The sequence below is a fragment of the Frankia sp. Hr75.2 genome, assembly GCF_949319125.1.
Taxonomy (GTDB): Bacteria; Actinomycetota; Actinomycetes; order Frankiales; family Frankiaceae; genus Parafrankia; species Parafrankia soli.
Window position 1 is genome coordinate 1 of sequence record NZ_CASGGV010000314.1, and the last position, 24,602, is coordinate 24,602.

Consider the following 24,602-nt stretch of genomic DNA (forward strand, 5'->3'; position numbering starts at 1 on the left):
AAACTCCGCCCGGATGTTCGACAAGATGCAGACCTACGCCCTACACCGGGTTGCGATCTTCGTGGCAAATCGTCACAAACGTAGCCGGGCATGGGGCTGGCGGGTCGTGGCCTACGCCTCACCCGACCACTTCGGGCTGCTCAACCTTGGCGGGGCCGTGCTCGCTCCCAGACCAAACCGCCCCTGGAGATCACCGAATGCCAGCGGTGAAAGACGTCGGTGAGCCGTGTGCGGGAGAACCGCATGCACGGAATCGACGGGAGGGAGCTGGAAACGGAACGGTCATCCGTCACCGCGCCAGCTCCCTACCTGCGCAGCGACACCCAGGGCGCGGTCGACGGCGATCGGACGGCAAGCACGAGCTACTGCCGGCCGGTGCCGCGTCGGCAACTCGCGCACGCGGTCGCCACGTCTTGAAGCACAACAAGACGAGGAGGGTGGACGGGCACCGCTACGCATGCGGCTGACACCACTCAACCCCCTCTGCCCCGCGATCGACCTGCTCGAGGATCTCCTGTATGACATAAGGGGCTGCGGATCGAACCTGACTATGCCCACGCGCTTGCGCCCGGCTGGACGATCCTCGCGATCGGCTGAGCGATCCCGCACCGGCAGGCCGCGTCGGCACGCTCACGGGCTCACCACTGTTCGTTGCGAGCGGCTTCGGGTCCGGTGATCCGGCTGAGCAGCGGCAGGGTCGAGGCGATGACCGCGAGCGAGGCGACCGTGCCGGCGAGGACGACAAGGTAGTACTCCGCCTGCGGCGGCTGGATCGTCGCGTCGAGTTGCGCCCGCAGGAAAAGGTGAGCGGCGAGCAGTCCAGCGCCGGCCGAGACGACGGCGCTGACCAGCAGCGGGAGCGCGCTCTCCAGCAGCACGACACGGCGCAGCACGGCCAGTGGCGTGCCGGTCAGGCGTAGCAGGCTGAACGGGCGTCTGCGTTCGGCCAGTCCGCCGACGACGCTGACAGCGAGGCTACAGCCGGCAATCGGCAGCGTCGTGATGATCACTACGTCGGCCAGTCGTCGGTAGTTGTCGAGCTGGCGCGATCCATCTGTGCGCCATTCACTGAGAGTCAACGACGGATACGTCGTGGGGATGGCCAGCGCCAGTACGGTACGAGCTCGCTCCACCGCCTCGGTCGTCGCGTCGGTGCCGACAACGATGGCATTGAGCGGGACCTGTGACAGCCCTGCGGTCGACACACCGACTACCGGCCAGGTGGCATTGGACATCGGTGTCGAGGTCGCGACGACCCCGCCACCGAAGTCGGGGTTGACAGCCGCGACAGCCGAGCCGGCCGCGGCTTCGGGACAGCTACCCAGCGCCGGCACCGCGGCGAGCTCGGCGCACGACACGACCGGGCCCTGGACGGAGCTGGCGTGGATCAGTGCCACTCCGGAGACGCCAGGTATGACCGAGAGCGCTGCCATCGCCTCGTCGGGCAGGTCGGTGGCCGGGTCGGCGGCGAACTCCTGATCGAACAGCCGCTGGACGACCGTTCCGGCGGCGATGGCCGAGTCCGGCGCCGATCCGGTGTTGTGGGCGAGGATCCCGCTGGTCACGCCAAGGGCGCAGGTGCCCACGAACAGGGCGAGTACCAAACCGCCAATCGCGCGGAAGCCGGCCTGGGGATCGTCGGCGAGCCGGCGCCCGGCCACGAGGGCGGCCGGGCGTCTGGCCCGCCGAACCGCCAACCGGGAGCCGAGCATCGTCAGCCAGGGCCCGGCCACCACCAGACCGATCATGATCGACAATATGCCGGTCAGGTACGCCAATGCCTGGAGGCCGGTGTCGCTGCTGTCGCCGATGTCGCTGGCGTAGGCGAGAAAGCCGAGTTCGCCGACGCCGGCCAGCAGCGGGGCGGTACGCCAGGCGCTGGGCGGGCGCGGGGTGGCTCGGCGCGTGACGCCCAACGGGGAGATGGTGACGCGCCGCAAGGCGATCCGGGCCGCCACCGCCGCCGCGACCGGAATACCGAAGGCGACGAGTAGCGCGTCGGCTACGCCGACCGATAGATCCTCGGTGAAGAAAGGGGTGCCGGTGAAGGGAATCCCCGCCAGCGCCGGACGCAACGCGAAGAACAGGCCGAATCCCAACCCCACTCCGGCACTGGCGGCGACGGTCGACTCGACGGTGGACAGCACCGAGATCTGTCTCGGTGTGGCACCGACCAGGCGCATCGCGGCGAAGCGCTGCTCCCGGCGGGCCGCGGCGAGCCGGGTCGCACTGCCGATGAAGACCATGACCGGGAACAGCAGCGCGGCGACCACGACCGACAAGATCAGAGTCATGCCGTCAGGGTCGATGCCCACCCCGAACGCGCAACCGTCGATGCAGGCGCCGGGCGAGGTGGTGCTGATGCCGGTGACCTGGACCGCTCCCGCCTGCCGTGCCAGGTCGGCGACGCTCCGGCCGACAACGACCAGCAACGAGGTGGGCGACGGCAGCGCCGCGTCCCCGATCGTGCCCACCAGAGTCGCGCCGAAGCGGTCGCCGAGCTGGGTGTCGGGCGTGTCCCGCAGCAGTCTTGCCAGCTCCGGCGAGGCGTAGAACTCCCCTGGCCCGGGCAGCCCGGTGATGCCGGGCGGAACCGGCGAGTCAGGGCCGGTGGCAGCGACATCGACCCGCCCGATCCGCTCGCCTCGGAAGTAGTCGGCCCGCACGTGCCACCACAGCGGATCGCCTGCTGTGGGCCCCACCGCCGGCCCGATCCCGGTCGCCGACTCGGCGTCCGCTGGTCCAGCGCCCACCCGTGCGGCGCCCGCTGGTTCAGCACCCGCGGGCGCGTCCGATCCCGCGAAGCCGGTCTCCAGCCAGGCGTACCGAGCGTTCTGGTTGTCGAGGGCGTTGATGCCGGCCGACGTCGTCAGGAGCAGACCGACGCCGATCCCCACCGCGACGGCGATGAGTGCCAGCCGGGCGACCGCCTCCCGGCCCCCAGCGACAGCGAGTCGAAGTCCGAGGCGGATCACGAGGCGACCAACCCCACGGAGGTCACTTTGCCGTCCCTGACGATGATCTCGCGGTCGGCATAGGCGGCGACCCGTGGTTCGTGGGTGACCAGGACGACGGTCGTCCCCTGTTGCCGCGCCGATGTGGTCAGCAGCTCCATGACCTGTTCGCCGGTCAGCGAGTCCAACGCTCCGGTCGGCTCGTCGGCGAACAGCACGTCGGGCCTCGCGACCAGTCCCCGGGCCAGGGCGACCCGCTGGGCCTGCCCACCCGACAGCTCCCCGGACCGCCGGCGCCGCAGTCCCTCCAGGCCGAGCCGGTCGAACCACGGGTGGGCCTGGTTCAGCGCGTCCCGGCGCCGGGCACCGTTCAGCAGCAATGGCAGTGCGACGTTCTCCTCGGCCGTCAGCTCGGGGACGAGCTGGCCGAACTGGAACACGAATCCGAAGGACTCGCGGCGAAGGACGCTGCGGTCCCGCTCGTTCATCGTGTCGATGCGCCGGCCGGCGAACCGGATCTCCCCGGCGTCCGGGGTGAGGATGCCGGCCAGACAATGCAGCAGCGTCGACTTGCCAGACCCGCTCGGGCCCGTCACCGCCAGGATCTCGCCGGCCGCGACCGTCAGGTCCACGCCACGCAGAGCCGGTGTCTGACCGAAGGACAGCGCGACTCCGCTGGCCTCGATGTCGGGGCCGGTCGGTTCGGCATCGGTGCCACCGCCGGTGACTCTCGTCGGCGTCATCCGCACACCACTTTCGCGAGGGCGTCGAGCCGGGCCGTGGTGACGTCGATCCAGCGGAGGTCCGCCTCGAGGTGGAACAGTCCGTAGTCGGCGAGCAGCGAGTCGACCACCTCGCCGGACCGGCGCAGCTCGGTCAGCTCCCGCATCCGCCGCATGTGGGCGGCCCGCTGCACATCGAGGTAGGACTCGGCCGACCGTCCGGACATGATCGCCAGGACCACCTTGACGAACAGCACGGTCTGTAGGTGCGGCTCGGGCTCTACTGGTTCGGCCAGCCACACGTCGATCTCGCTCACACCGCGCTCGGTGATGACATACCGCTTACGGTCCGGGCCAGCCCCTGGCTCGGCGTCGCCGCCTTCCACCTTGCCATCCCGAACCAGCCTGCCGAGGGTCGCGTACACCTGCCCGAACGGCAGCGGCTTGCTCCTGCCGAAGAACAGGTCGTACTCCCGCTTGAGGTCGTAGCCGTGGCTTGGCTCGCGCTCGAGCAGGCCGAGCAGCGCCATAGGAACGCTCATACTTCGGATGTCTACACTCGATGTATACCCGTGGTCAATACTGACGAGACGTGGCCGCCGGCGCTGCGCTGGCCACAGATCCAAACTCCCGCTCGGTGCGGGCGTCGAGCCCTGAACGGTGACGGAGGTCCTCGGTCACCACCGTTCGGGTGACGATGGAACGCAACGGCGCCGTCCCACCGGAGCGGTTGAAGCGGTCGCTACCGCGAAGGCCGGCATGATCGACTATCGGCCATCCCGCGTTCCGTCTCTGGGTAGGTGGCCTGTCATGTCCGCCTCTCCCTGGCGCCCGCGATGCGCTTCTGGTCTGGGTGTCGGACCTGCGGCTGCTCGGTTATCTGTCTCCGGTGATATCGCTGCTTACGGATAGCGGCGTAGTATTGGTCAATGGTGATACCGGCAGGCGAGTACCAGGTGATCGCGGCACGGGACCTCGGCGCGGCGATCAAGTACTTCCGAACCTCCGCCGGGGTGACGCAGGTGGCCGCGGCCGAGGCGATGGGGGTCGGGCAGCCCTACATCTCGTCACTGGAGGCGGGCAGGTTCGGCAGTTCGCTGACACACGCGTTGCGGCTGTTGCGGTTCGTCGGGTGCGAGGTCGTCGTCCGGCCGAGGCGGGCCCGTGGCTGACCATCTGGTGGCCTGGCTCCACGAGACTCCTACGGCGGTCCTGACGCCTGGGCCGGAGTTCCGGATCACGCTGGAGTGGCGGGCCGAGGCGGTGGAGCGGTGGGGAGCGGGTAGCCCGGCGCTGTCGGTCGGGCTACCCGTCGGGGCGGTGATCGGCCCCCGGGACATGCGGGGTCTGGACTTCTTCGAGAACGTTCTGCCTGAGGGGCCGACGCTGCAACGGATGGCGGCTATGGCCGGGGTACGCCCAGCCGACACCTACGGGATCCTGAAAGCGTTCGGTCGCGACTGCGCTGGCGCGATCCAGGTGCTACCTGAGGGTGAGGAGCCAGGCGCCGGTGGCGAAGGCGGCTACAGCGTGATAACGTCCAATGACCTGCGCCGCGTCATCGGCGCGTTGGACGTCGCCCCGCTGGGGGTCGCGCCCGAGCGCGGGTTTCGTCCGTCCCTGGCCGGTTTCCAGCGCAAGGCGCTCTTGGGCCGCGCTGCCGACGGCGCCTGGCAGCTTCCGACGGGGGATGCCCCGTCAACGTGGATCCTCAAGCCTGACGGCCCGCACGCGATGGCCGCCAACGAGGCCACCTGTCTGGCGCTCGCCGCGGCCTGCGGACTGGAGGCGGCGGAAGGGGAACTGCTCGACGTCGCGGGTCTCCCGGTGCTGGCGGTCCGGCGGTTCGACCGGCGGGCGCGCGCCAGCGCGCGGCTCCCGGCCAGGGTGCACCAGGAAGACGGCTGCCAGGCGACCGCGACGCCACCAGGTATGAAGTATGAGGAACAGGGCGGTCCGTCGCTGCGCGACTTCGCCGATGTGCTGCGGACCTTCGGCGACCCCCGGGATGTCACCGCCCTGCTGCGCCGGGCGACGTTCAATATGGCCGTGGGCAACGCCGACGCGCACGCCAAGAACTTCTCGATCCTGCACGAGGCCGACGAACCGGCCGTCCGCCTCGCCCCGTTGTATGACGTGCTGTCGACGATCGCCCTTGAACTCCGCGACCATCTCGGACAGCCATTGCGAGCCGAGACCCACCTCGGCCAGCGCATCGGCGGGGAGGCCGACATACAGGCGGTGACCGCAACCAACCTCGTGGACGAGGCGACCGCATGGGGCCTGCGCCGACGGACCGCCACGGCCGTCGTGACCGACACGCTGGACCAGATTCTCGCGTCCATTCCGGACACTCCCGGAGACGACAGAGTCCTCGCCATCATCAAGCAGCAGACCGAGCGTGTCCGTCTCGGGAGGCCTTCCCCGTCGGCATGAAGGCGACGATCCGCTCCAGCTTTCGCCGCCTCCTGATCGTCAGTTCCACATGCACCGGCCCTCGGCGGCTGGGTTGGTTACGGCGGGCCGGAGAAGTTCCATTTCTGCGTGTCAGCCACCACCCGATCCGCTGGGCGAACTCCCGGTGACGGCCTGCACCTCCCGCTGTGTCCATTCACGGGTGGCGGCTCCGGTAGCCCCGTGCTGATGTTGGTTTAGGCGGTGAGAGCCGGCGTGGGGCTGGCTGCGCGCAGGACCGGCAGCCAGGGCCGGCCGGCCAGGGCGAGGCGGATGGCGTCGATGGCGCGGAGGCCGTGGTCGCGGGCGGAGACGAGGTAGGAACGCACGCGTAGGTAGGCGGCGAGGGTCGTGGGGGTGTGCCAGTAACCCGAGACGGCCTGGTGGCGTTTCGGGAAGCCTTGACACTTGTCCAGGGCCAGCAGCGGCTTGGTCGCGAACCCCACCCTGGCCGGCACACCCGCGGCCTTGCACCGTGCCCGGTCGTCGGTCCAGCTCGTGGGAAGGTACAGCTCCCGGTCGACGAAAGCCCGTCCCTTCCCGGAGACATAGGCGGCGAACACCCCGATCTGACAGTTCTCAATCCGGCCTGCGGTGCCGCTGTACTGCCGCTGCACCCCGGCCGAGGAGGTGCCTTTCTTGACGAAGCCGGTCTCGTCGACGACCAGGACGCCATCCGGCTCGGTCAGGTTCTCCACCACATACGACTGGACGACGTCACGCATCGCGTGGGCGTCCCAGGCGTACTCGTTCAACAACCGCTGCATCTTCTGCGGCCCGGCCTCACGGGTGAACTCCGCAAGCGTCCACCCGTTCTTCCGTTCCGTCCGAGACAACAACCCTGCCACATAGGCCCGCGCCTGCGCACGCGGCTGATCGGACCGGAAACAGTCCGCCACCCGGCCGAACAGCTCCTCCAGCCCCGCCTCCCACACCGCCACGTCCGTCCCGGATACGCTACGTGCCGCGGCCACCGCGGCTTCTTCTTTTATTTTCACAGACTACGGAGAATCACGCGGTGGCCGCCCCACGCCACACGCCACGCCGTATCCGCGACGAGAGACCACACAGCGATCACTGGGGCTGTAGTACTACCCAACCATCCCCTCCCCCCCGCCAGTGAAAGCCCGGGGATGAACAGGTCAGTGAGCGGCTGGTCGGTTTTCGGCGGTGGCGGGTGTGGTGGGCCATTGGGCGGTGTGGTCGCGGGTGATCGGCTGTCCGGTGACCTCGAAGCGGTGTCCATCGAGGTGGGTGATCGTGACTTCGACGGGGCGTCGGGTGGTACCGCTGATCGAGATGCGGGTGAGGACGAGGAGGGGGGTGCCGCGGGAGACGCCGAGGTCGCGGGCCTGCTCGGGGGTGGCCGCTGCGGCGCCGACGCGGGGGTGCCAGGTGAGGGGGCCGTGGCCGAGGTCGTGTTCGAGGCGGTCGTAGATGCCTCCCGGCCCGGTGGAGGCGGCTTCGAGGATGGTGCCGCGGGCCAGGTGGGCGGGTAGGTAGGAGTCGGCGATCTGGATCGGGTGGCCGTCGGGACCGACGACCCGGTGGCGTTCCAGCACGTCGCTGCCGACGGGGACGTCGAGGAGGCGGGCGATGTGCGGGGGCGCGGGCAGCCAGCGGCGCGTGGGCGGCGCGGTCAGGCGCCAGTGCCCGGCGGCGGCGTTGAAGATGTAGCCGAACTCGTTGCGCCGGACGTGGCCGCCGACATCGACGGGCTGCGGTGGCTCGGTGGGGTCGAGGACGAGTGCGCCGGAGCGGTCGACGATCCGGATGCGGCCTTCGAGCGCCAGCAGGCCGAGCGCTTCGGTCACGACGCCCCGGCCCACGGAGAACTCCGCGGTCAGCTGACTGTGACCGGGCAGACGGCTACCCATCGGATAGGGGGTGGGGTCGGCGTTGAGGCGCCGGCGCAGTTCGGCGGCGATCTCCTCATATCTGGCCATACCGGCACTCCTCGTCACTGAAACTGTACCGGTACTGTTCTCGATCGCCAGATCGGATCACCTTAGCTGTACCGGTACAGGCGACGTTACCAGTGTGTAACGCCACGGCGGGTGAGGTGCTCGATGGCAGCTGATCAATACCAGGAGTCGACGTACGGCGATGCGATCGCCGACACCTACGACGATCTTTATGGCGCGTTCGTCGCCGACCCCGTGCAGATCAAGGTGCTCGCCGAACTCGCCGGCGACGGCCCGGCGGTCGAGATCGGCTCGGGCACCGGCCGGGTCGCTCTCCCCTTGGCCCGCATGGGAGTTCCGGTCGTGGGGATCGACGCATCCAGCGAGATGACCCGCCAACTTCACCGTTCCGCCCTGGTGGAACATCTTCCGGTCACCGCGGTCGAAGCCGATGCCGCGACCTTCACCGTCGCTGACCCGGTTCGGCTGGTCTACGCCGTGTTCAACACGTTCTTTCTCCTCGCCGACCGCGACGTCCAGTCCCGGTTCCTGCTTCAGGCCGCGAAGGCCCTCCGCGACGGCGGGGCGCTGATCGTGGAGACGTTCGTGCCCAGGCCCGGACGGCTGCCCGACGGGCCGCATCCCGGCGTGTTCCCCGCCGACTCCGCGGTGGTGGTCAAGCAGCGCAGCACCGAGCGCGTGGTGCTGTTCGCCGCCACGAACATCCCCTCCGAACGCACTTTCGAGTACCACGAGATCGTGTTGGCCGACGGTGCACCGGTCCGGATGTACCCGGGCCGCATGCGCTACCTGTGGCCCGAGGAGATCGACGCCATGGCGGCATCCACGGGCCTCACCCTCGCGCACCGGTGGGGCGACTGGGACGCCACCGCCTACGACCCCATGACCGCCCGCAAGCACATCTCGGTGTACCGCCGCTGAGCGGTCGCCACGATCAACCGCGAGGGGTTCCGTGGCGGTCGCGCGCTCCGGCCGCCAGCTCGCGGCAGACCACGGCGAAATCGAGACCGGCGGCGTGCAGCCCCATCGGCCAGGTACTCGTGTCGGTCATGCCCGGGGCCACATTCACCTCCAGGAACTGCGCCACACCGTCCCCGTCGACGATCAGGTCGGTGCGGGACAGGTCCCGCAGCCCCAACACCCGGTGCGCCGTGACCGCGGTCTCGGCGGCGGCGCGCAGCACCTCCGTGTCGAGGCGGGCCGGGGTGAAGAAGGAGGTGGCGCCCGCGGTGTAGCGGGCCGCGTAGTCGTACACCCCCGTCGCCGGCTCGATCTCGACGGCCGGCAACGCGACCGGCCCCTCACCGGTATCGATCACACCGACGGCGATCTCAACACCGGCGACGGCCCGTTCGATCAACGCCGAGTCGTGATAGCCGAAACAGCTCATCAGCGCCTCCGCGAGCCCACCCGCGTCGTCGACCCGGCTGACCCCGAACGCCGATCCACCCGCGCGCGGCTTCACCACGACCGGCAGTCCCAGCCGGCTGACGATCCGCTCGATCAGCGCGGCGGCTCCCAGGTCATGGAACGCCTCGCGGGGCAGCGTCACCGCCGCCGGTGTCGCCACCCCCGCGGCACCGACAGCCGCCTTCGCCGTCGCCTTGTCGAACGCCACCCGACAGGCCGGTGGCCCGGCGCCCACGTAGGGCAGGTCGTACAGATCCAGCACTTCGCGGATCGTGCCGTCCTCACCCGAGGTCCCATGCAGCACCGGGAACACCACCTCGGGCGGATCGGCCGCCAGCGCGGGCAGCGTCGCGGCATCGACGTCAGCCAGATCGGCCTCAACCCCGATGCGGGCCAGCGCGTCACGCAGCCGTCCCCCCGAATGCAGAGACACCTCCCGTTCGGGCGACAACCCGCCGGCGAGGATCAGCACACGGCCCAGATCAGTCATCGTCGCGTCCTTCACGGTGTCGGGCACATCAGGGACGGGAAGCGAAGGTGTCACGAAGGTCCAGCTCATCCCGCACAACCCGGCCCAGCCGGCCGACCCCCTCGCGGATGCGCTCCGGCGACGGGTAGCAGTACGACAACCGCATGCTGCCACCACCCGACCCGTCGGCGTAGAAACCGACCCCGGGAACGTAGGCCACCCGGGCGGCGATCGCCCGCGGCAACATTGCCTTGGTGTCCACCCCGCCCGGCAGCGTCAACCAGACAAAGAACCCGCCGTCCGGCCGAGTCCAGGTCGCCCCGGAAGGCATCACCTCGGCCAGAGCGTCGAGCATGGCGTCGCGGCGCTCCCGGTACATCTCCCGGAACGCCTTCACCTGCTCCGCCCACGGCTGGGTCGCCAGATACCGCTCAACCGCCAGCTGCGTGAACATCGACTGCGACAAGATCGCCGACTCCGCCGCCAATACCAGCCGGGCCGTCACCGCCGCAGGAGCCAGCGCCCACCCGACCCGCAGCCCCGGAGCCAACGTCTTCGAGAACGACCCCAGATACACCACATCGTCCGAGGCGTCCGCGCGCATCGCCCGCACCGGCTCCCCCGTGAACGACAGCAGCCCGTACGGGTTGTCCTCGACCACCAGCACCCCCGCGCGCCGGCACACTTCGATCACCTCGGCCCGCCGCGGCGGCGTCAGCGTGATCCCCCCGGGATTCTGGAACGTCGGCACCGTGTAGAGCAGCTTCACCCGGGCGCCTTCGGCGGCCAGCCGCTCCAACGTCTCCGCGAGAGCGGCCGGCGACAGGCCGTCGCCGTCCATCGGCACGTGCACGATCCGCGCCTGGTACGCCGCGAACGTGTTGATCGCCGTGACGTAGGTCGGCCCCTCGGTGACGACGACGTCGCCCGGGTCGATGAACACGCGGGTGAGCAGGTCCAGCGCCTGCTGCGACCCGGCGGTCACCACCACGTTGTCGGGATGGGCGTCGGTGATGCCCTCCATCGCCATCACGTCACAGATCCGCGCCCGCAGCCCCGGATCGCCCTGCGCCGAGCCGTACTGAAGCGCCACCGCACCCCGGCTCAGCACCAGCTCCGACACCGTCGCCGCGACCGCGTCCAACGGAAGTACGTCGACCGGAGGCATGCCCCCCGCGAGCGACACGATCTCGGGACGGGATGCCACCGCGAACAACGCCCGAACCTCGCTCGCGATCATCCCCTGGGCACGCTGCGCGTACCGATCCCGCCACCGATCCAGAGTCACGCTCCGCAACGCTACCTGTCGTACCCACCCCACCGCACACCGGGCCGCCACCCGCCTGGTGGTCCTGCGAGCGGTCCTGTGAGCGGGGCGGCGAGTGCGCAGGATCTTGTGCTATATCAACGCCTGGCGGCGGCCCGATCTACTCGCGTAGCCGGTCGATGAGCTTGGTGAGATTGCGGACCTGGGTCGAGTCGCCGCCGAACGTGGCCAGCAGCATTCGGCGGACGCCTTCGAGCTCGGCGAGGGCTTCGTCGCGGTGGCCGGTGCCGGCGAGCAGCTGGGCGATCGTGACGCGGGCGTCGCGGATTCTGTCCGGCTCATCGTCGCTCGCCGCCGGGTCGGCGTGCTGGACGTAGAACCGCAGCTGAGGGAGGGCCTCGTCGGGTTTCCCGACCTGCGCATAGCCGATACCGGCGTGGTAGGCGCAGTTGAGGACCCAGGGGTGGCTCGGCTCCAGGCCCCACCGGCGGTACTCGTGCCCGACCGCGGCGAAGAGCGGGGCCGCGCGGCTGTACTCGTCGGCGAAGAACAGCGTGGCGGCGAGGATCTCCCGGAGCTCCAGAGCGCGGGCAGGGTCCTCGGCTCCCCGTTCGACGCCATCCTCGACGAGGCTGATGGCCTCGGCGGGACGGTCGCTGTCGAGGAGCGCGTGGACGTTGGCGCGAAGCTGGTCGACGGCCGCGTTGGAGAGCCGGGTCCGGGGCCGGGGCCGACGGGCGGCGGGCGGCGGGGATGCGGCGCCGGGGTGGGGCAAGGAGCGGGTGTCGGAAGGGGCGCGTCGGGTCGCGGCCGTCGCCGGTCGGCTCGTCAGCTGGGTGTGCTCGGCCGTCTCGCCCGCCGGGGCCGCCAGGCGCGCCCGCGGAGGATGGCCCGGATACCAGCGGGACGAGGACGTTGTAGACAGCCTCGGCGGTGGGGCGCTCCCGGGGCTCCTTCGCCAGCATGTCGGCGACGAGCGAGCCGAGCTCCGGGGGGATCCCGGAGCGATGGGCCCGGACCGGCGGTGACGCCGTCTGGACGTGCTGCGCGCGCAGCGAGTTGTCGGGGCGGTCGTAGAACGGGCGGTCACCGGTGAGCAGCTCGAAGAGCAGACAGCCGAGGGAGTAGATGTCGGAGGCGGTGGTGACGACCTGGCCGAGATGCTGCTCGGGTGACATGTAGGGCGGGGTGCCGACGGTCTTGTCGATCTGGGTGAGGCGGGGCAGGGCGCCGGCGCCGCGCAGAATGGCGATGCCGAAGTCGAGGACCTTCACCAGGCCGCCGTCCACGACCATGATGTTGGCCGGCTTGATGTCGCGGTGGACGATGTCGACGCGGTGGACGTCGGCCAGCACGGCGGCGATCTGGGCGGCGACGGCCGCCGCCCTGGCCAGGTCGAGCGGCTCGGTCTCGTAGTCGGTTCCGTCGATGAGGGCTTCGAGGCTGGAGCCGCGCAGCAGCTGCATGACGAGCCAGAGCCGGGGGCTGCCGTCGGGGTTCTTCTCGGAGCCGGTGTCGTAGACGGCCGGGATGCCGGGGTGTTCGAGCTGCGCGGTGGTGCGGATCTCGCGGAGGAAGCGCTTACGGTCGCGCTCCAGCTGGTCGAGGATCTCGACGTTCTCCGGGCTGTCCGGCGAGGTGGGGACCTGTCCGGCGGGGGACTGCCGGAGCACCTTGATGGCGACCGGCCGGTCGAGGCGCTCGTCGTAGCCGTAGAAGACCTGGCTCATCCCGCCGCGGCCGAGCTCCCCGTCGACCCGGTAACGCCCGCCGAACCGCCGTTTTCCGTCGAGCTCGCCCGCCGGGCCTTCCGTTCCGGTATCCGCCGTTCCGGTATCCGCTGTACCTACTGGACCCGCACTATCCGCCACGATATCCCCCTCGCAGTCCAGGTGATATTTATATCAGCCGATACTGGCGGGCCCCGATCCGGTGGTTTCCCGGAGCATCTCGGCGCGGAGGCGGGCCAGGGCCTCGTCGCGCGCGGGTTCGGTGATGATCCGGTAGGCGCGCTTGCGCGCCGCCTCCTTGATGGCCTTCTGGAACTCGGTGTTGTCGAAGTAGAGCTTCATGAAATCGGTGTTGCGCTCGGCGTTCTCGGCGACGATATCGTCGAGCCGGTCGTCGGCGACCTGCCCGAAGCGGGCCTCGTCGTTCATCAGCGCGATCTGCTGCATCTGGGTGTCCTCGACCAGGCCGAGAACCTGCTGGTAGACGAGTATCTGGTCGGAGGTGCCGAGGCCGAGACCGAACCGGTCGTTGAGCTCGTCGATGACCGTCGACAGCTTGACCAGCTCGGGTTCCTGGAAGCCGCCGCCGTCGGCCGCGTGGCCGCGGACGTCCCGGTCGCCGACCGGCGACAGTGACATGTTGTGCTTGCCGGTGAACTCGAGGCGGTAATGGGTCAGGTCCGCGTCGCCGATGTCGACCGACGCGGCCGGCCGGCCCGGCAGGCGAATCAGCAGGATGCGGCCGTACTGGTAGAGCCGCTCCAGGTCCGGGTCGCCCCAGTCGACGATCTGCGCGATGAGGCTGTACGCGCGGACGTAGTCCGTGAGCGCCTTGCGGAAGCCCTCGCGCTCGTCGTCCGTGGGCAGCGCGGCGAACCGGTCGAGAGCGGGCTGGATGTACAGATGAAGCTGGGCGTGCAGCTTCCGCTCGGCGGCGTCGGTCATCCTGGCGGGGGTCGCCTCGGCCAGCACCCGGATGAACGACTCCATCTCGGAGGCGACGAGCAGCTCGTACTCCATGACCTTGCGCTGCCGGTCGTAGAGCAGGTTCGGGTCGGTCGGCGGCGTGATCGTCGTCTCGTACCAGTCCGCGAACGAGGCCTGGATGTCCTCCACCTCGTTGACGAAGTCGAGGATCCGGACGTCGTCCTGCGACTTGAGCGGGTGGATCCGGTTCAGCCGCGACAGCGTCTGCACCGCGTTCACGCCCGTCAGCGGCTTGTCGACGTACATGCCGCACAGCAGCGGCTGGTCGAAGCCGGTCTGGTACTTGTCGGCGGCCACGAGAATCCGGTACTCGTCCTGACCGCGGTCGGCGGCGTGCGGGTCGTCGGCCTTGGTGTAACCGAACTTCTCCGGCAGCTGGGCTTCGGGGAAGCCGTTGAGCTGGGGCTCGGTGAACTCGGCCTCGGTGGCGTCATCCGTCAGCTTCCCGGAGAAGGCGACCAGCGTGCCGCAGTCGGTGAACCCGGAGTCGTCGACGAAGCGGCGGATCGCCTGGTACAGGTCGAGCGCCTGCTGCCGGCTGCCCGTGACGACCATCGCCTTCGCCCGGCCGCCGAGCCGGCCCGAGATGTTCTCCCGGAAGTCCTCGACGATCAGACGTGCCTTCTGCGCCGCCGCCGTCGGGTGCCGCTCGGCGAACTGGACGAGCTTCCGCTTCGCCTTCTTCTCGTCGACGTCCGGATTGGAGATCGCCGAGTTCTGCTGCTCGATGGCGGCATTGCGCAGCCGCCACTTGGTGTCGTAGGTGAGGTAGTTCGCCAGGACGTCGAGGATGTAGCCCTCCTCGATCGCCTGCCGCATCGAGTAGACGTGGAACGGTACCTTCATGCCCTGCTCACCGCTGTGCGGGTTCACCCGCTCCGGGTCGAGGGTGCCGAACAGGTCCAGCGTCCCGGCCTTCGGGGTGGCGGTGAACGCGAAGTACGACAGGTTGGGCTGCTTGCCACGCACCCGGGTCTGGTAGGTCGCCAGATCCTCGTCCTCCGCGCGGACGGCGTTCGCGCCGAGAGCCTCCTTGAGTTTCTTCGCCGACTCACCGCCCTGGGACGAGTGCGCCTCGTCGATGATCACTGCGTACCGGTGATCCTGCAGCCCCAGGCCGGCGATCTTGTCGAGGACGAAGGGGTACTTCTCCAGCGTCGAGATGACGATCTTCGAGGTGGAGTCGCCGAGGGCGGCGGCGAGCTGCGCGGAGTCCTGATCGATCTTCTTGACGACGCCGGGGGTGTGGTCGAACTGGTAGATCGTGTTCTGGAGCTGGCGGTCCAGGACGACCCGGTCGGTGATCACGATCGTCTTGTGGAACACCGGCTGGTTGTCCGCGTCGAACAGGTTCGACAGGCGGTGCGCGAGCCAGGCGATCGTGTTCGACTTGCCGGAGCCGGCCGAGTGCTGCACCAGGTAGCTGTGCCCGGCGCCGCTGCCCCGGGCGTGCTCGACCATCTTCTGCACCGCGTCCCACTGGTGGAACCGGGGGAAGATCCGCGCCAGTTCGTGGACGCTGGTCTTCGCGCCCTTCTTCTCCGGCGCCTGGACGTGCAGGAACCGCTGCAGGATCTCCAGCCAGTTGTCCCGCTGCCAGACCTGCTCCCACAGGTAGGCAACGGGGTACGAGCCGGGCGCCGGGGACGGGTTGCCGGCGCCTCCCGAGCGCCCCGGGCCGTTAGAGCCGATGTTGAACGGCAGGAACTCGGTATCCCGGCCCTTGAGGCGTGTCGCGACGAACGCCCTGTCCGGGTCGACCGCGAAGTGGACCAGCGCCCGCTTGGCGAAGAACAGCTCCCGCGGGTCGCGCTCGCGGTACTGGCTGATCGCGTGCTCGGCGGCGTTCTGACCGGTGTTCGGGTTCTTCAGCTCGACGGTCGCCACCGGCAGGCCATTGACGAACAACGCGAGGTCGACCGACTGGTTCGGGCTACGGGCGCTGTAGCGGAGCTGACGGGCGACCGTCAGCACGTTGGCGTTGTACTCCTTGAGAGCGTCGGCGGCGAGCAGATGGCCGGGCCGAAAGTAGGCCAGGTCGATCTGCACCCCGCGGTCCCGCACCCCCTGCCGCAACACGTCCAGCGCCCCACGCGCATCCACCTCAGCCGCCACCCGCTGGCAGAACTGCCGATGCGCCACCACCCTGTCGCCATACAGGTCGACGAGCCGATCCCAGCTCCGCGGCTGCGTGGCCCCGATGAACCGAATCATCTCGGCGGTGTCGAGCCCCAGCTCCGCACTGAACCCCACCGTCGCCTGCCCACGCTCCCACCCCCGCGCAAGCAGCTCCAACTCAACTCTGGCCTCGAACGAGCCCTCGGTGTGCGCTCCCGGGGTCATGCGGTAACATCTCCAGATGGCACTGAGCTGCGCGCGGTTGTCACATCAATCTGCCCGGTCACAGCGGCCATTATTAGAGCCTGTCGGCGTTCTGTAAGGAGAGAGAGCTGGCTGTCGATTGCTTCAGTCAGTGAGGCCACCTGAGTACGCGCGGCTGACAGATCGGCGACCACCTTACTCTGGATCGATAGTGGTACGTTCGGGATCGGCCATCTTTTAATTTCCTCCGTCTTCAGGTTTGCCATCGACTGTGAAGTGCCGTGGGAAGCCTCGGCGCACATATCGCGGATTTTTGTCGAGAGGGAGACAAAGACCAGGAAATTCGCCATCAGATCTGATGTAATTGAAACCCGAAAAATCTTGTCGCAGATTAGCAGTTTCTTGCGAGGTGAGACCGCGACTGCAGCTGCTCCGACCAGCTGAGGCGTATTTGCGCGAGTGATTAGCAAATCTCCAGGTCTAACCTCGTAGCGAGATTCAGATTTGACTTCTGTCGGCAATTGCTTATTCTCGTCTTCGACAAATACGCCATTCTTGACGGCGCTGACCTTCAAAACACCCCACTTTCCTGGGGTGGCTGGGAAATTATCGCATTGTGGACTAGTGCCTTGCTCGATAGAGTGGATCATGCGGCGGAATGGGCGAGTCCCATGGCGCTCGCTTAACTCGTCCATCTCTAGATCGAGTTGAGCTACTAGTCGCGCCTTGGCGGCGCTGCGTACCTCTGCCTGCAAAGCTCGAACTTTGTCGATTCGAGCGGTCTCGGAGTCGAGGAAGTTGGCGATGCGGCGCTGCTCGTCGAGTGGAGGCCTGGGAATTAGAAGGTTCCCTACCTGCTCGGCATTGAGATTCGCTTGCGTGTTACTTCTCGCTTGTTCCAGGAGGTTTGGCCTTAGTGAGGCCAGGGAGTAGCGGAGAAATCGAGCGTCGGTAGTTTGGTCCGGCTGAATACCAAGGATGGCCTGGTTCCAGGTGGCTGACACACCTAGCCATGCGGTATGGCCGAGGCTTGCGTACATGCTAAAGAGGATAGTCCCAGGTTTGCCGAGGCCGATTCGCGCTGAGTGCAGCCCATAATCCGAGATGCGCCGTGCTGTGGTCATTACAGAGTCGACCGAGGACATGTCTCCGATGGCTACCCACGGATGACCTTCGTCGCCGTCTGACCAGTTGGTTGGCTCGCCCACAGATGGCGTCCCACCTGCGGTGAACCGCGCGATCCGCTTCAATGGGATACTGGGAAAGGTCATCTTGTCACCTCGCCGAGGAGCTTCTGAATCTGGGATTCGAGATCGCGGAGTTCGGCGTCGATCTCGGCCAGCGGCCTCGGGGGGGTGTAGACGTAGAAGTGGCGGGTGAAGGGAATCTCGTAGCCGACCTTGGTCTTGTCGTGGTCGATCCAGGCGTCGGGGACGTGCGGGGTGACCTCGCGGGCGAAGTACTCGTCGATGTCCTCGTCGAGGGGAACGTTCTCGAAATCGCGCAGGTCCGGGTCGGGTAGTGGGGAGCCGTTCGCGCGCTGGATTTCGCCGTCGGGGTCGGAGACCGCGATCGCGGCCCAGAAGGCCTTGAGTAGCGCGGCGGTGCCGGGCAGGCCGGCGCCGGCGGCCATGGCTGTGGTGAGCAGCTCGGCTGATGCCTCGTCCTTTGTCCGCCACACCGAGCCGTTCGTGCCGCGCAGCGCGGTGACCAGCGCGTCCCGGCCGTCCCACCGGGCCAGTGCCCTGGAGTTCTCCAGCGCGGCGAGCGTGTCCTCGGTGATCTCGAAGCGCTGCTTCAGTGGGCGCTCGACGGTGATGCGGTGGTAGCCGAAGTCCCGGGTCCCGAAAATCTTCACCTTGCCGTGGTCGGGGTTGTCCGGATCCGCGGCGACGTCGACGGCCCGCATGTAGAGCTTCGTGACGTGCTCGATCTGGGCCTCGCTGATCTGCTTGCGCTTGTCGCCGAGGGACTTGCGCATCTTCTGCCACTGGTCGCGGGCGTCGAGCAGCACGACCTTGCCTGCGAGCCTGGCGGGCTTGCGGTTCGACAGGATCCAGAAGTAGGTGGAGATCCCGGTGTTGTAGAAGAGCTGGTCGGGCAGGGCGACGATGCCCTCCAGCCAGTCGTTCTCCAGGATCCACCGGCGGATGTTCGACTCGCCGGACTCGGCCGCGCCGGTGAACAGCGGGGAGCCGTTGAAGACGATCGCGAGGCGGGCGCCCTTGCCCTCGACACGCTCCATCTTCGAGAGCATGTGCTGCAGGAACAGGAACGAGCCGTCGTTGATCCGTGGCAGGCCGGCGCCGAACCGGCCGGCGTGGCCGCGCTCGGCCTCGCGGTCGACCTCGGCCTTGACCTTCTTCCACTCCACGCCGAAGGGCGGGTTGGCGAGCATGTAGTCGAACCGGCGGCCGGGGAAGTGGTCCTGGCTGAAGGAGTTGCCGAGCTGGATGTCGCCACGCTGGCTGCGCAGCAGCATCTCCGACTGGCAGATCGCCCACGACTCGGGGTTGAGCTCCTGGCCGAACAGATAGACCTCGACGCCCGGGTTGATCGACTTGAGGTGGTCCTCGGCGGTGGTCAGCATGCCGCCGGTGCCGCAGGCCGGGTCGTAGACGTTGATGACCTGTCCCTCGCCGGCGACAGTGTCCGCGTCCGGGGCGATGAGCAGGTTGACCATCAGCTTGATGACCTCGCGGGGAGTGAAGTGCTCTCCGGCGGTCTCGTTCGAGTCCTCAGCGAACTTGCGGATGAGGTGTTCGAAGACGTAGCCCATGTCGTGGCTGCTGAGGCTGCCGAGGTCCATCGCGGCGAACCGGCCGGCGACCTGGTAGAGAATCCTGGCGCCGTTGAGCCGGGTGATCTCGTTGTCGAGGTCGAAGCGCTCCAGCACCTCGCGGACGTTCGGGGAGAACCCGTTGACGTAGTCCTTCAGGTTCTTCGCCACGTTCTTGTCGTCGGCGACGATCGACCGGAGATCCTGCTTGGAGGTGTTGTAGAAGGGCAGCTTCGCCGCGATCTCCAGCATGCGCCGCTTGTTGTCGATCCGCAGCTCCGCGTCCCGCTTCCAGACCGCTTCGCGGGTCGGTGCCATGACCGCGTCCAGGCGGCGGAGCAGGGTGAACGGCAGGATGACCCCGCCGTACTCGTGGCGCTTGTAGTCGCCACGCAGCAGGTCGGCCACGGCCCAGATGTCGGCGGCTATCTTCGAGTGACTGGGTCCCGCGGTCACAGGGTCTCCATTTCGCTGTCCTCGTGTTCGTTGTCTTCGTGCGTCAGCGGCGACGTGTGCTGGTCGGTCGGAGTGTCAGTGAACGGATCGGCCCGGGTCGAGGGTGCCGACGGTCAGGCCGTGAACCGTCTGCTCGATCACTGTGGCACTGAGCCGGGCGAGTACCGACAGGGCGTCCCGCAGCTCGTCCAGGCGGCGGAACTCGGTGCCGTAACGGCGCTGCTCGGGCAGCGACATCCGCGGGATCCGGCAGCGGCGCAGGTCCTCGCGGCTGAGCGCGCCGAGCGTGTTCGCCACCGGCATCGCCCGGGCGTCGACGTCGAGGAAGGTCGCGACGAAGTGGGGGTCGAGGCGGTCGGCGTTCAGTTCGACCACGTGGGCGATCCTGGCGTCGGCGGCTTCCGTGCCGGTCGCCACCACCGGAGGCCGGCCCATCGTGCGGATTAGGACGTCGCCACACCGCGGAGTGGTGTCCCTGGGCCGGATCCTCAGTGCGCCGGTCCGCTCCAGCTCGGCGAGCGTCGTCATGTAGGTATGCGGCGGCCGGGAGCCGGTGGTGGCGGCGGCGAAGCGAGGGAGGCCGGAGCCGATCCGGGCGTACAGCGCCGCGAGCCGGTCGGTGACCTCCGCGAGGTCGTCAGCGCTGGCCTCGACCCGGGTGATGACATGGCGGGACGGCAGCAGGTTGGTATCGCCGCCGAGGAGCCGCAGCCGCGGGACCGCACGGGCGACGGCCTGTCCGGCGTCCGCCTGCCCGGCTCGTGCCTGTGTCGAGGCCGGCGGAGCCGCTTCGGCTTCCTGGAACAGCCGGCGCCAGACCGAATGCTGCTGCGGGACGTCGGCCATGGCCGCGACCCGCGACAGATCGATCATGACCACCGGCCCGCCGTCGGTGTCCCCGTACGGGCGGCGCAGCACCCAGAGGCAGACGTCGGTGTCGGGCAGCGAGCTCATCCCCGGCGGCAGCGCGATCACCGCGAGCAGCGCGCCGGAGCGGACCATCTCCTCCCGGATCGGCTGCCCGGACGGCGACACGCAGGTCCGCGGGGTCACGGCGACGACCGCGGTGCCGTGTGGGCGCAGGTGGGCGTAGCAGTGCTGCACCCACGCCAGCTCGCCGTCGCGCGGCGCCGGGATCCCGAACTCCCAGCGCCGGTCGGCCGTCAGCTCGTCGGCGGGCCATGCCGGATGGTCCAGCGGCGGCTCGCACACCACGGCCGCCGCGCGGCCCAGGATGTCGGTGAACTGGTTCTCCCGCAGCGAGTCGCCGAAGCGGACCTCGTACGGCCCGGCCAGCGGGTGGCCGCGCAGGTTGAGCGCGGCGCGCTGGGTGGCCGACTCGTCGTTGTCCTGGCCGAGCAGCCGTACCCGGCTCTCGAACCTGTCCGCGACGGACAGCAGCAGCTCGCCGGCGGCGCAGGCCGGGTCGAGCACCGCGGGCAGCCCGGCGCCGGCGAGATCGAAGTCGCCGTCGGCCTCGCCGTCGCCGCCGTCCGTATCGCCGTCGCGGTCGCCGGGGCCGGCGGCTGTGGAGAGCGGCAGCAGCGAGGCGATCACCCTGGCGAGCAGTGCGCCGGACGTCAGGCTGGTGACGGCCGGCTCGGCTTCGGTGGACACCTCTGCTCGGCCGCCCGCTGCCCTGATCGGATCACCGATGGACTGCGTGCCGGTCTCGGTGCGCCCGGACATCGCGAGCTGGTCGGCCCGCCCGGTGTCGCGCAGCCAGGCTTCGACCTTCGCCCAGGAGTAGGTCGGGTTGGTGGAACCGCCGCCGATCGGCTTCGGGAAGTCCTCGTGGCGCCGGCGCCAGTTGGACACGGCGGCTCGGCCGACGCCGGCTCGCCGCGCGATGGCGGCCGCCGTCATCTCGTCCTGCCCGTCCACGTTCACAGGGGAGACCTTACCGGGCATACGGTTGCCCGGCAAGAGATTGTGTACGGTGGCGCCACTGTTCACAGAAGACGTGTGCACGCTTGACGTGGTTACAAGATCTACCTTACAGTCACGATCCGACGCGGTTCAGCCGCGCACCGCACAGACCCGGAACGCGCGCTCCCCTCAGCAGGCGGCGGTACGGCCGGGTCCTCTCCACCCAGATCATCGCCCTGCACGGCGATGGCTTCGTCTCCCCCTGGCCGCTCCACCCGAACCCGGGAGCCACCGTGACCGAGACCGAACCGAACGAGCCCGAGCCGCCGGCGCAGTCCATGCCCGAGCCGTCCGTGCCCGAGCCGTCTGTGCCCGAGCAGCGCGGGGCCGCCCATCCGCCCGAGGAAGAGGAAGAGGAAGAGGAAGAGGAGCCCGGCCGCTCGGTGCCGATCGCCGAACTGGCGGCCACCCGCCTGGCCCAGGCCGGGCTGGCTGAGCCGGTGAAGGAGCTTCTCCGGGAGGCGCTCGGAAGCCCGGACGCGCCGGGGGCGGCCACGACCGGCCGGGTCTACCTGGACTCCGTCACCGTCACCGGCTACCGCGGCATCGGCGCTCGCACCCGCCTGGCCCTCGCTCCCGGCCGCGGGGTGAACCTGGTGATGGGCCGCAACGGCTCGGCCAAGTCGAGCATTGCCGAGAGCATCGAGACCGGTTTCACCGGGACGAACGCCCGCTGGGAGCGGCTGGACCCGACGCGCCGCGGTGCCTGGCGCAACCTGCACGACGGCGCCAGCCCACGGATCGAGGTCAAGCTCGCCGTCGACGGCGACAACGGCCGCAGCACCCTCACCCGCACGTGGAACGGCGACGATTTCGGGGACTCGCAGGGTGAGCTGAAGCGGCCCGGCCACGGCAAGGTCCCCGCGGCCGAGGCGGCCTGGGCCCGGGCACTGACCGACTTCCGGCCGTTCCTCTCCTACGTCGACCTCGACCGCATGATCAACGGCAGGCCCGTGGAGCTGTACGACGCGGTGAACGTGATCCTCGGGCTCGGGGACCTCGGCACGGCCGACAGCCGGCTGCGGGAGGAGGAGACCAGCCTGCGCAGTGCGGCGAAGCGGTCCGAAGCCGAGGCGAAGGTGCTGAAGGAGGACCTCTACGAGCTGCCGGACGAGGGCCGCGCGATCCGGGCGATCGAGGCGTTCGAGGCGACCGGCGGCCCGGATCTCGCGGCCCTGACCGAGCTGCTGGCCACGCTGCCGGCGGCCGACGACGGGCGTCTCGTCGAGCTGCGGCTCGCCGCGGCCCTGCGGGGACCCGACCCCGCGCAGGTGACGGCCGCGGTGGCCCGGCTCCGTGAGGCCGCCGAGGCGGTCGAGGCCACGCGCGCGACGGACGGCGAGGACGCCCTGCACCGCGCCGAGCTGCTCGCCGACGCCCTGGCGCACCACGGCCGGCATGCCGGTGAGCGGTCCTGCCCGGTGTGCGGCACCGGCGGGGTTCTCGACGACGACTGGGCGCGGCGAGCGGCCGAGCAGGTGACGGTGCTGCGGCGGGAGGGCGAGGCCGCCGGGAACGCGCGCCGCCGCCTGACCTCGGCCGTCCAGGAGGTTCGGAGTCTGATCCGGGTGCCGTCGAGCGTCCCGGCCGAGCTCGCCGACGTGTGGCGCGAGTGGGGCGCCTGCCGGACGATCGATGACCCCGCCGCGCTGGCCGGGCGTGCCGTCGAGGCCGCCCAGGCGGTGGCCACGGCCTGCACCGACGCGAGCCGGGAGGCAGCCGCCGAGCTCGCCTCCCGGGACGAGCGGTGGCGTCCGCTCTACGGCCGCCTGGCGAGCTGGACCGCCCTCGCCCGCGAGGTCGAGGAGAACAGGCCCAGGCTCCGGGACCTCGGGAAGGCCCGCCGGTGGCTCAAGGAGCTCGTGACCGAGCTCCAGAGGCAGCGGATGGCGGCCTTCGGCGACGAATCCCAGCGGATCTGGGAGCTCCTGCGCCAGGAGAGCAACGTCAGCCTGGAGAAGATCCACCTGCACGGCAGCGAGCGGGCCACCGTCCGCAAGCTCGTCATGGACGTCTCCGTCGACGGGGCTGAGGCCTCGGCGCTGTCCGTGATGAGCCAGGGGGAACAGCACTCGCTCGCGCTGTCGCTGTTCCTGCCGCTGGCCACCGCCGCCGACAGCCCGTTCGGCTTCGTCGTCATCGACGACCCGGTGCAGTCCATGGACCCGGCGAAGGTCAACGGGCTCGCGCGGGTGCTGGACGAGATCGGCCGGCACCGGCAGGTCGTGGTGTTCACCCACGACCCCCGCCTCCAGCGGGCCTTCACCAGCCAGGAACTGCCGGTGACGATTCTCCAGGTCGAGCGCGCAGAGTCGTCCAGGGTGTCGGTCCGGCGGGTCACGGACCCTGTCGCTCAAGCGCTCAAGGACGCGCGCGATCTCGCCAGCACCACGAGTCTGCCACCGGTGGTCCGGACCCATGTGCTGCCCGGCGTCTGCAGGACCGCGCTGGAGAGCGCCTTCACCGAGGCTGCCTGGATCCGGCACCACCGTGATGGCCGCGACGAACGTGTCCTGCAGACGGCGATCGACGGCTCCGGGAAACTCGACAAAGTCGCCGCGATTGCCCTGTTCGGTGACGTCACGAGAACCCGCGACGTCTACGGCGAGCTGGCCAGGCTGTGCGGTGGCTCGCCTGCCGTCGAGATCGTGAAGCAGTGCCAGCGCGGCGCGCACGGGTTCGGAGCGCAGATCTCCGACCCGCACAGATTCGTCAATCGTGTCGAAGAGATCGTGGAGAAGATCCGCAGGCCGCAGGTGGCCGCGCCATGACCGCCGCCCTGGTGCCCGAGGTCCTGATCGGCGAGCTGCTGCGAACAGCCGATCTGCTGCTCGCCGGACACATCGACACCACACCTGCCGCGTGCCACCGCGGGGCCTCTCTCGTCCTGCGCGCCGCCCTGGAGATCGCCATCGACCGGAAGCTCGAACCCGTGCTCCCTGAGCCCTCCCGCATCAACATGCGGGCCAAGCTGCTCTGCCTGCGCCACTATGCCGCGCCGCGGACGGCCCGCCGCGTGACCGCCGTCTGGTCCCATGTCTGCCTCGGCTGCCATTACCACGGGTACGAGATCGGCCCCACTCCGGCGCAGGTCCGGATCTGGCGGTGTGAGGTCGACGCCCTGGTCAGCCAGCTCGTTTCTTGACGCTGGACAAGTAAACGCGACGACAGGGTTTCGGGCGGAGCCGGTAAATCCGA

18 protein-coding genes and 4 pseudogenes are annotated in these 24,602 nt (G+C 69.3%); 8 read left to right on the forward strand and 14 right to left on the reverse strand.

The genetic code is table 11. The features are described from left to right. Together AC559T_RS27735 and AC559T_RS27740 are read left to right on the forward strand one after the other, a co-directional pair. Positions 1-223, forward strand: a pseudogene (locus AC559T_RS27735) (group II intron reverse transcriptase/maturase); the annotation flags it as partial. Positions 224-243: 20 nt separating this feature from the next. After that, positions 244-417, forward strand: a complete 174-nt coding sequence (locus AC559T_RS27740; protein ID WP_498870577.1) for a hypothetical protein — start codon at positions 244-246, stop codon at positions 415-417. Positions 418-638: 221 nt separating this feature from the next. Here AC559T_RS27740 and AC559T_RS27745 read toward each other — a convergent pair whose 3' ends face one another. The 3 genes from AC559T_RS27745 to AC559T_RS27755 are packed head-to-tail and all read right to left on the reverse strand — an operon-like array spanning position 639 to position 4,218. Further along, positions 639-2,975, reverse strand: a complete 2,337-nt coding sequence (locus AC559T_RS27745; RefSeq protein WP_498870578.1) for an ABC transporter permease — start codon at positions 2,973-2,975, stop codon at positions 639-641. Continuing rightward, entirely contained in the window at positions 2,972-3,697 is a 726-nt protein-coding gene (locus tag AC559T_RS27750) for an ABC transporter ATP-binding protein (RefSeq protein ID WP_498870579.1), read from the reverse strand. Before AC559T_RS27750 ends, AC559T_RS27745 begins: the two co-directional genes overlap by 4 nt. Beyond that, entirely contained in the window at positions 3,694-4,218 is a 525-nt protein-coding gene (locus AC559T_RS27755) for a PadR family transcriptional regulator (protein WP_498870580.1), read from the reverse strand. The genes AC559T_RS27750 and AC559T_RS27755 overlap by 4 nt, the downstream gene beginning before the upstream one ends. Before the next feature lie 387 nt (positions 4,219-4,605). Here AC559T_RS27755 and AC559T_RS27760 point away from each other — a divergent pair, with 387 nt between their 5' ends. Then, positions 4,606-4,848 carry a helix-turn-helix transcriptional regulator gene (locus AC559T_RS27760; RefSeq protein WP_498870581.1) on the forward strand — a complete coding sequence of 81 codons (243 nt, stop codon included), beginning with the start codon at positions 4,606-4,608 and terminating at the stop codon, positions 4,846-4,848. Then, positions 4,841-6,112: a HipA domain-containing protein gene (locus tag AC559T_RS27765; RefSeq protein WP_498870582.1), complete on the forward strand. Its 1,272-nt coding sequence runs from the start codon at positions 4,841-4,843 to the stop codon at positions 6,110-6,112. Before AC559T_RS27760 ends, AC559T_RS27765 begins: the two co-directional genes overlap by 8 nt. Positions 6,113-6,327: 215 nt before the next feature. On the opposite strand, the pseudogene AC559T_RS27770 reads toward AC559T_RS27765, so the two are convergent. From AC559T_RS27770 to AC559T_RS27780, 3 genes and pseudogenes are all read right to left on the reverse strand, one after another. Beyond that, positions 6,328-6,525 (reverse strand): annotated as a pseudogene (locus tag AC559T_RS27770) (IS66-like element ISFsp11 family transposase); the annotation flags it as partial. Next, positions 6,511-7,071: pseudogene (locus AC559T_RS27775) on the reverse strand (IS701 family transposase); the annotation flags it as partial. The pseudogenes AC559T_RS27770 and AC559T_RS27775, both read right to left, overlap by 15 nt. A gap of 201 nt (positions 7,072-7,272) precedes the next feature. Next, the gene (locus AC559T_RS27780; RefSeq protein ID WP_498870583.1) at positions 7,273-8,076 is read right to left on the reverse strand and encodes a GntR family transcriptional regulator; all 804 of its coding nucleotides are present in this window, start codon (positions 8,074-8,076) and stop codon (positions 7,273-7,275) included. Between the two features lie 123 nt (positions 8,077-8,199). Here AC559T_RS27780 and AC559T_RS27785 point away from each other — a divergent pair, with 123 nt between their 5' ends. Further along, positions 8,200-8,976, forward strand: a complete 777-nt coding sequence (locus AC559T_RS27785; RefSeq protein WP_498870584.1) for a class I SAM-dependent methyltransferase — start codon at positions 8,200-8,202, stop codon at positions 8,974-8,976. Positions 8,977-8,989: 13 nt separating this feature from the next. Here AC559T_RS27785 and AC559T_RS27790 read toward each other — a convergent pair whose 3' ends face one another. The 3 genes from AC559T_RS27790 to AC559T_RS27800 all read right to left on the reverse strand — a co-directional run bounded on the left by AC559T_RS27790 (position 8,990) and on the right by AC559T_RS27800 (position 11,976). Next, on the reverse strand, positions 8,990-9,955 hold the full coding sequence (locus tag AC559T_RS27790) for a D-alanine--D-alanine ligase family protein (RefSeq protein WP_498870585.1): 966 nt from the start codon (positions 9,953-9,955) through the stop codon (positions 8,990-8,992). Positions 9,956-9,983: 28 nt separating this feature from the next. After that, on the reverse strand, positions 9,984-11,174 hold the full coding sequence (locus AC559T_RS27795; RefSeq protein WP_498870599.1) for an aminotransferase-like domain-containing protein: 1,191 nt from the start codon (positions 11,172-11,174) through the stop codon (positions 9,984-9,986). Between the two features lie 187 nt (positions 11,175-11,361). After that, positions 11,362-11,976, reverse strand: a complete 615-nt coding sequence (locus tag AC559T_RS27800; protein ID WP_498870600.1) for a hypothetical protein — start codon at positions 11,974-11,976, stop codon at positions 11,362-11,364. A 7-nt stretch (positions 11,977-11,983) separates the two neighbouring features. Here AC559T_RS27800 and AC559T_RS27805 point away from each other — a divergent pair, with 7 nt between their 5' ends. Further along, on the forward strand, positions 11,984-12,229 hold the full coding sequence (locus tag AC559T_RS27805; protein ID WP_498870601.1) for a hypothetical protein: 246 nt from the start codon (positions 11,984-11,986) through the stop codon (positions 12,227-12,229). On the opposite strand, the pseudogene AC559T_RS27810 reads toward AC559T_RS27805, so the two are convergent. The 5 genes and pseudogenes from AC559T_RS27810 to AC559T_RS27830 form a co-directional block, all read right to left on the reverse strand. Then, positions 12,173-12,931 (reverse strand): annotated as a pseudogene (locus tag AC559T_RS27810) (serine/threonine-protein kinase); the annotation flags it as partial. The gene AC559T_RS27805 and the pseudogene AC559T_RS27810 sit on opposite strands and share 57 nt — an antisense overlap. 174 nt (positions 12,932-13,105) lie before the next feature. Next, positions 13,106-16,261 (reverse strand): type I restriction endonuclease subunit R, encoded by a 3,156-nt coding sequence (locus AC559T_RS27815; protein ID WP_498870586.1) that lies wholly within the window; start codon positions 16,259-16,261, stop codon positions 13,106-13,108. Further along, entirely contained in the window at positions 16,258-17,511 is a 1,254-nt protein-coding gene (locus tag AC559T_RS27820; RefSeq protein WP_498870587.1) for a restriction endonuclease subunit S, read from the reverse strand. The genes AC559T_RS27815 and AC559T_RS27820 overlap by 4 nt, the downstream gene beginning before the upstream one ends. Continuing rightward, on the reverse strand, positions 17,508-19,475 hold the full coding sequence (locus tag AC559T_RS27825) for a type I restriction-modification system subunit M (protein WP_498870588.1): 1,968 nt from the start codon (positions 19,473-19,475) through the stop codon (positions 17,508-17,510). Before AC559T_RS27825 ends, AC559T_RS27820 begins: the two co-directional genes overlap by 4 nt. Positions 19,476-19,550: 75 nt before the next feature. Then, positions 19,551-21,365, reverse strand: a complete 1,815-nt coding sequence (locus tag AC559T_RS27830; RefSeq protein WP_498870589.1) for an N-6 DNA methylase — start codon at positions 21,363-21,365, stop codon at positions 19,551-19,553. A gap of 272 nt (positions 21,366-21,637) precedes the next feature. Here AC559T_RS27830 and AC559T_RS27835 point away from each other — a divergent pair, with 272 nt between their 5' ends. Both AC559T_RS27835 and AC559T_RS27840 read left to right on the forward strand, forming a co-directional pair. Next, a complete protein-coding gene (locus AC559T_RS27835) occupies positions 21,638-24,175 on the forward strand; it encodes an AAA family ATPase (RefSeq protein WP_498870590.1) in 2,538 nt (845 codons plus the stop codon). Beyond that, positions 24,172-24,549: a hypothetical protein gene (locus AC559T_RS27840; protein ID WP_498870591.1), complete on the forward strand. Its 378-nt coding sequence runs from the start codon at positions 24,172-24,174 to the stop codon at positions 24,547-24,549. The genes AC559T_RS27835 and AC559T_RS27840 overlap by 4 nt, the downstream gene beginning before the upstream one ends. The last annotated feature ends 53 nt before the right edge of the window (positions 24,550-24,602 follow it).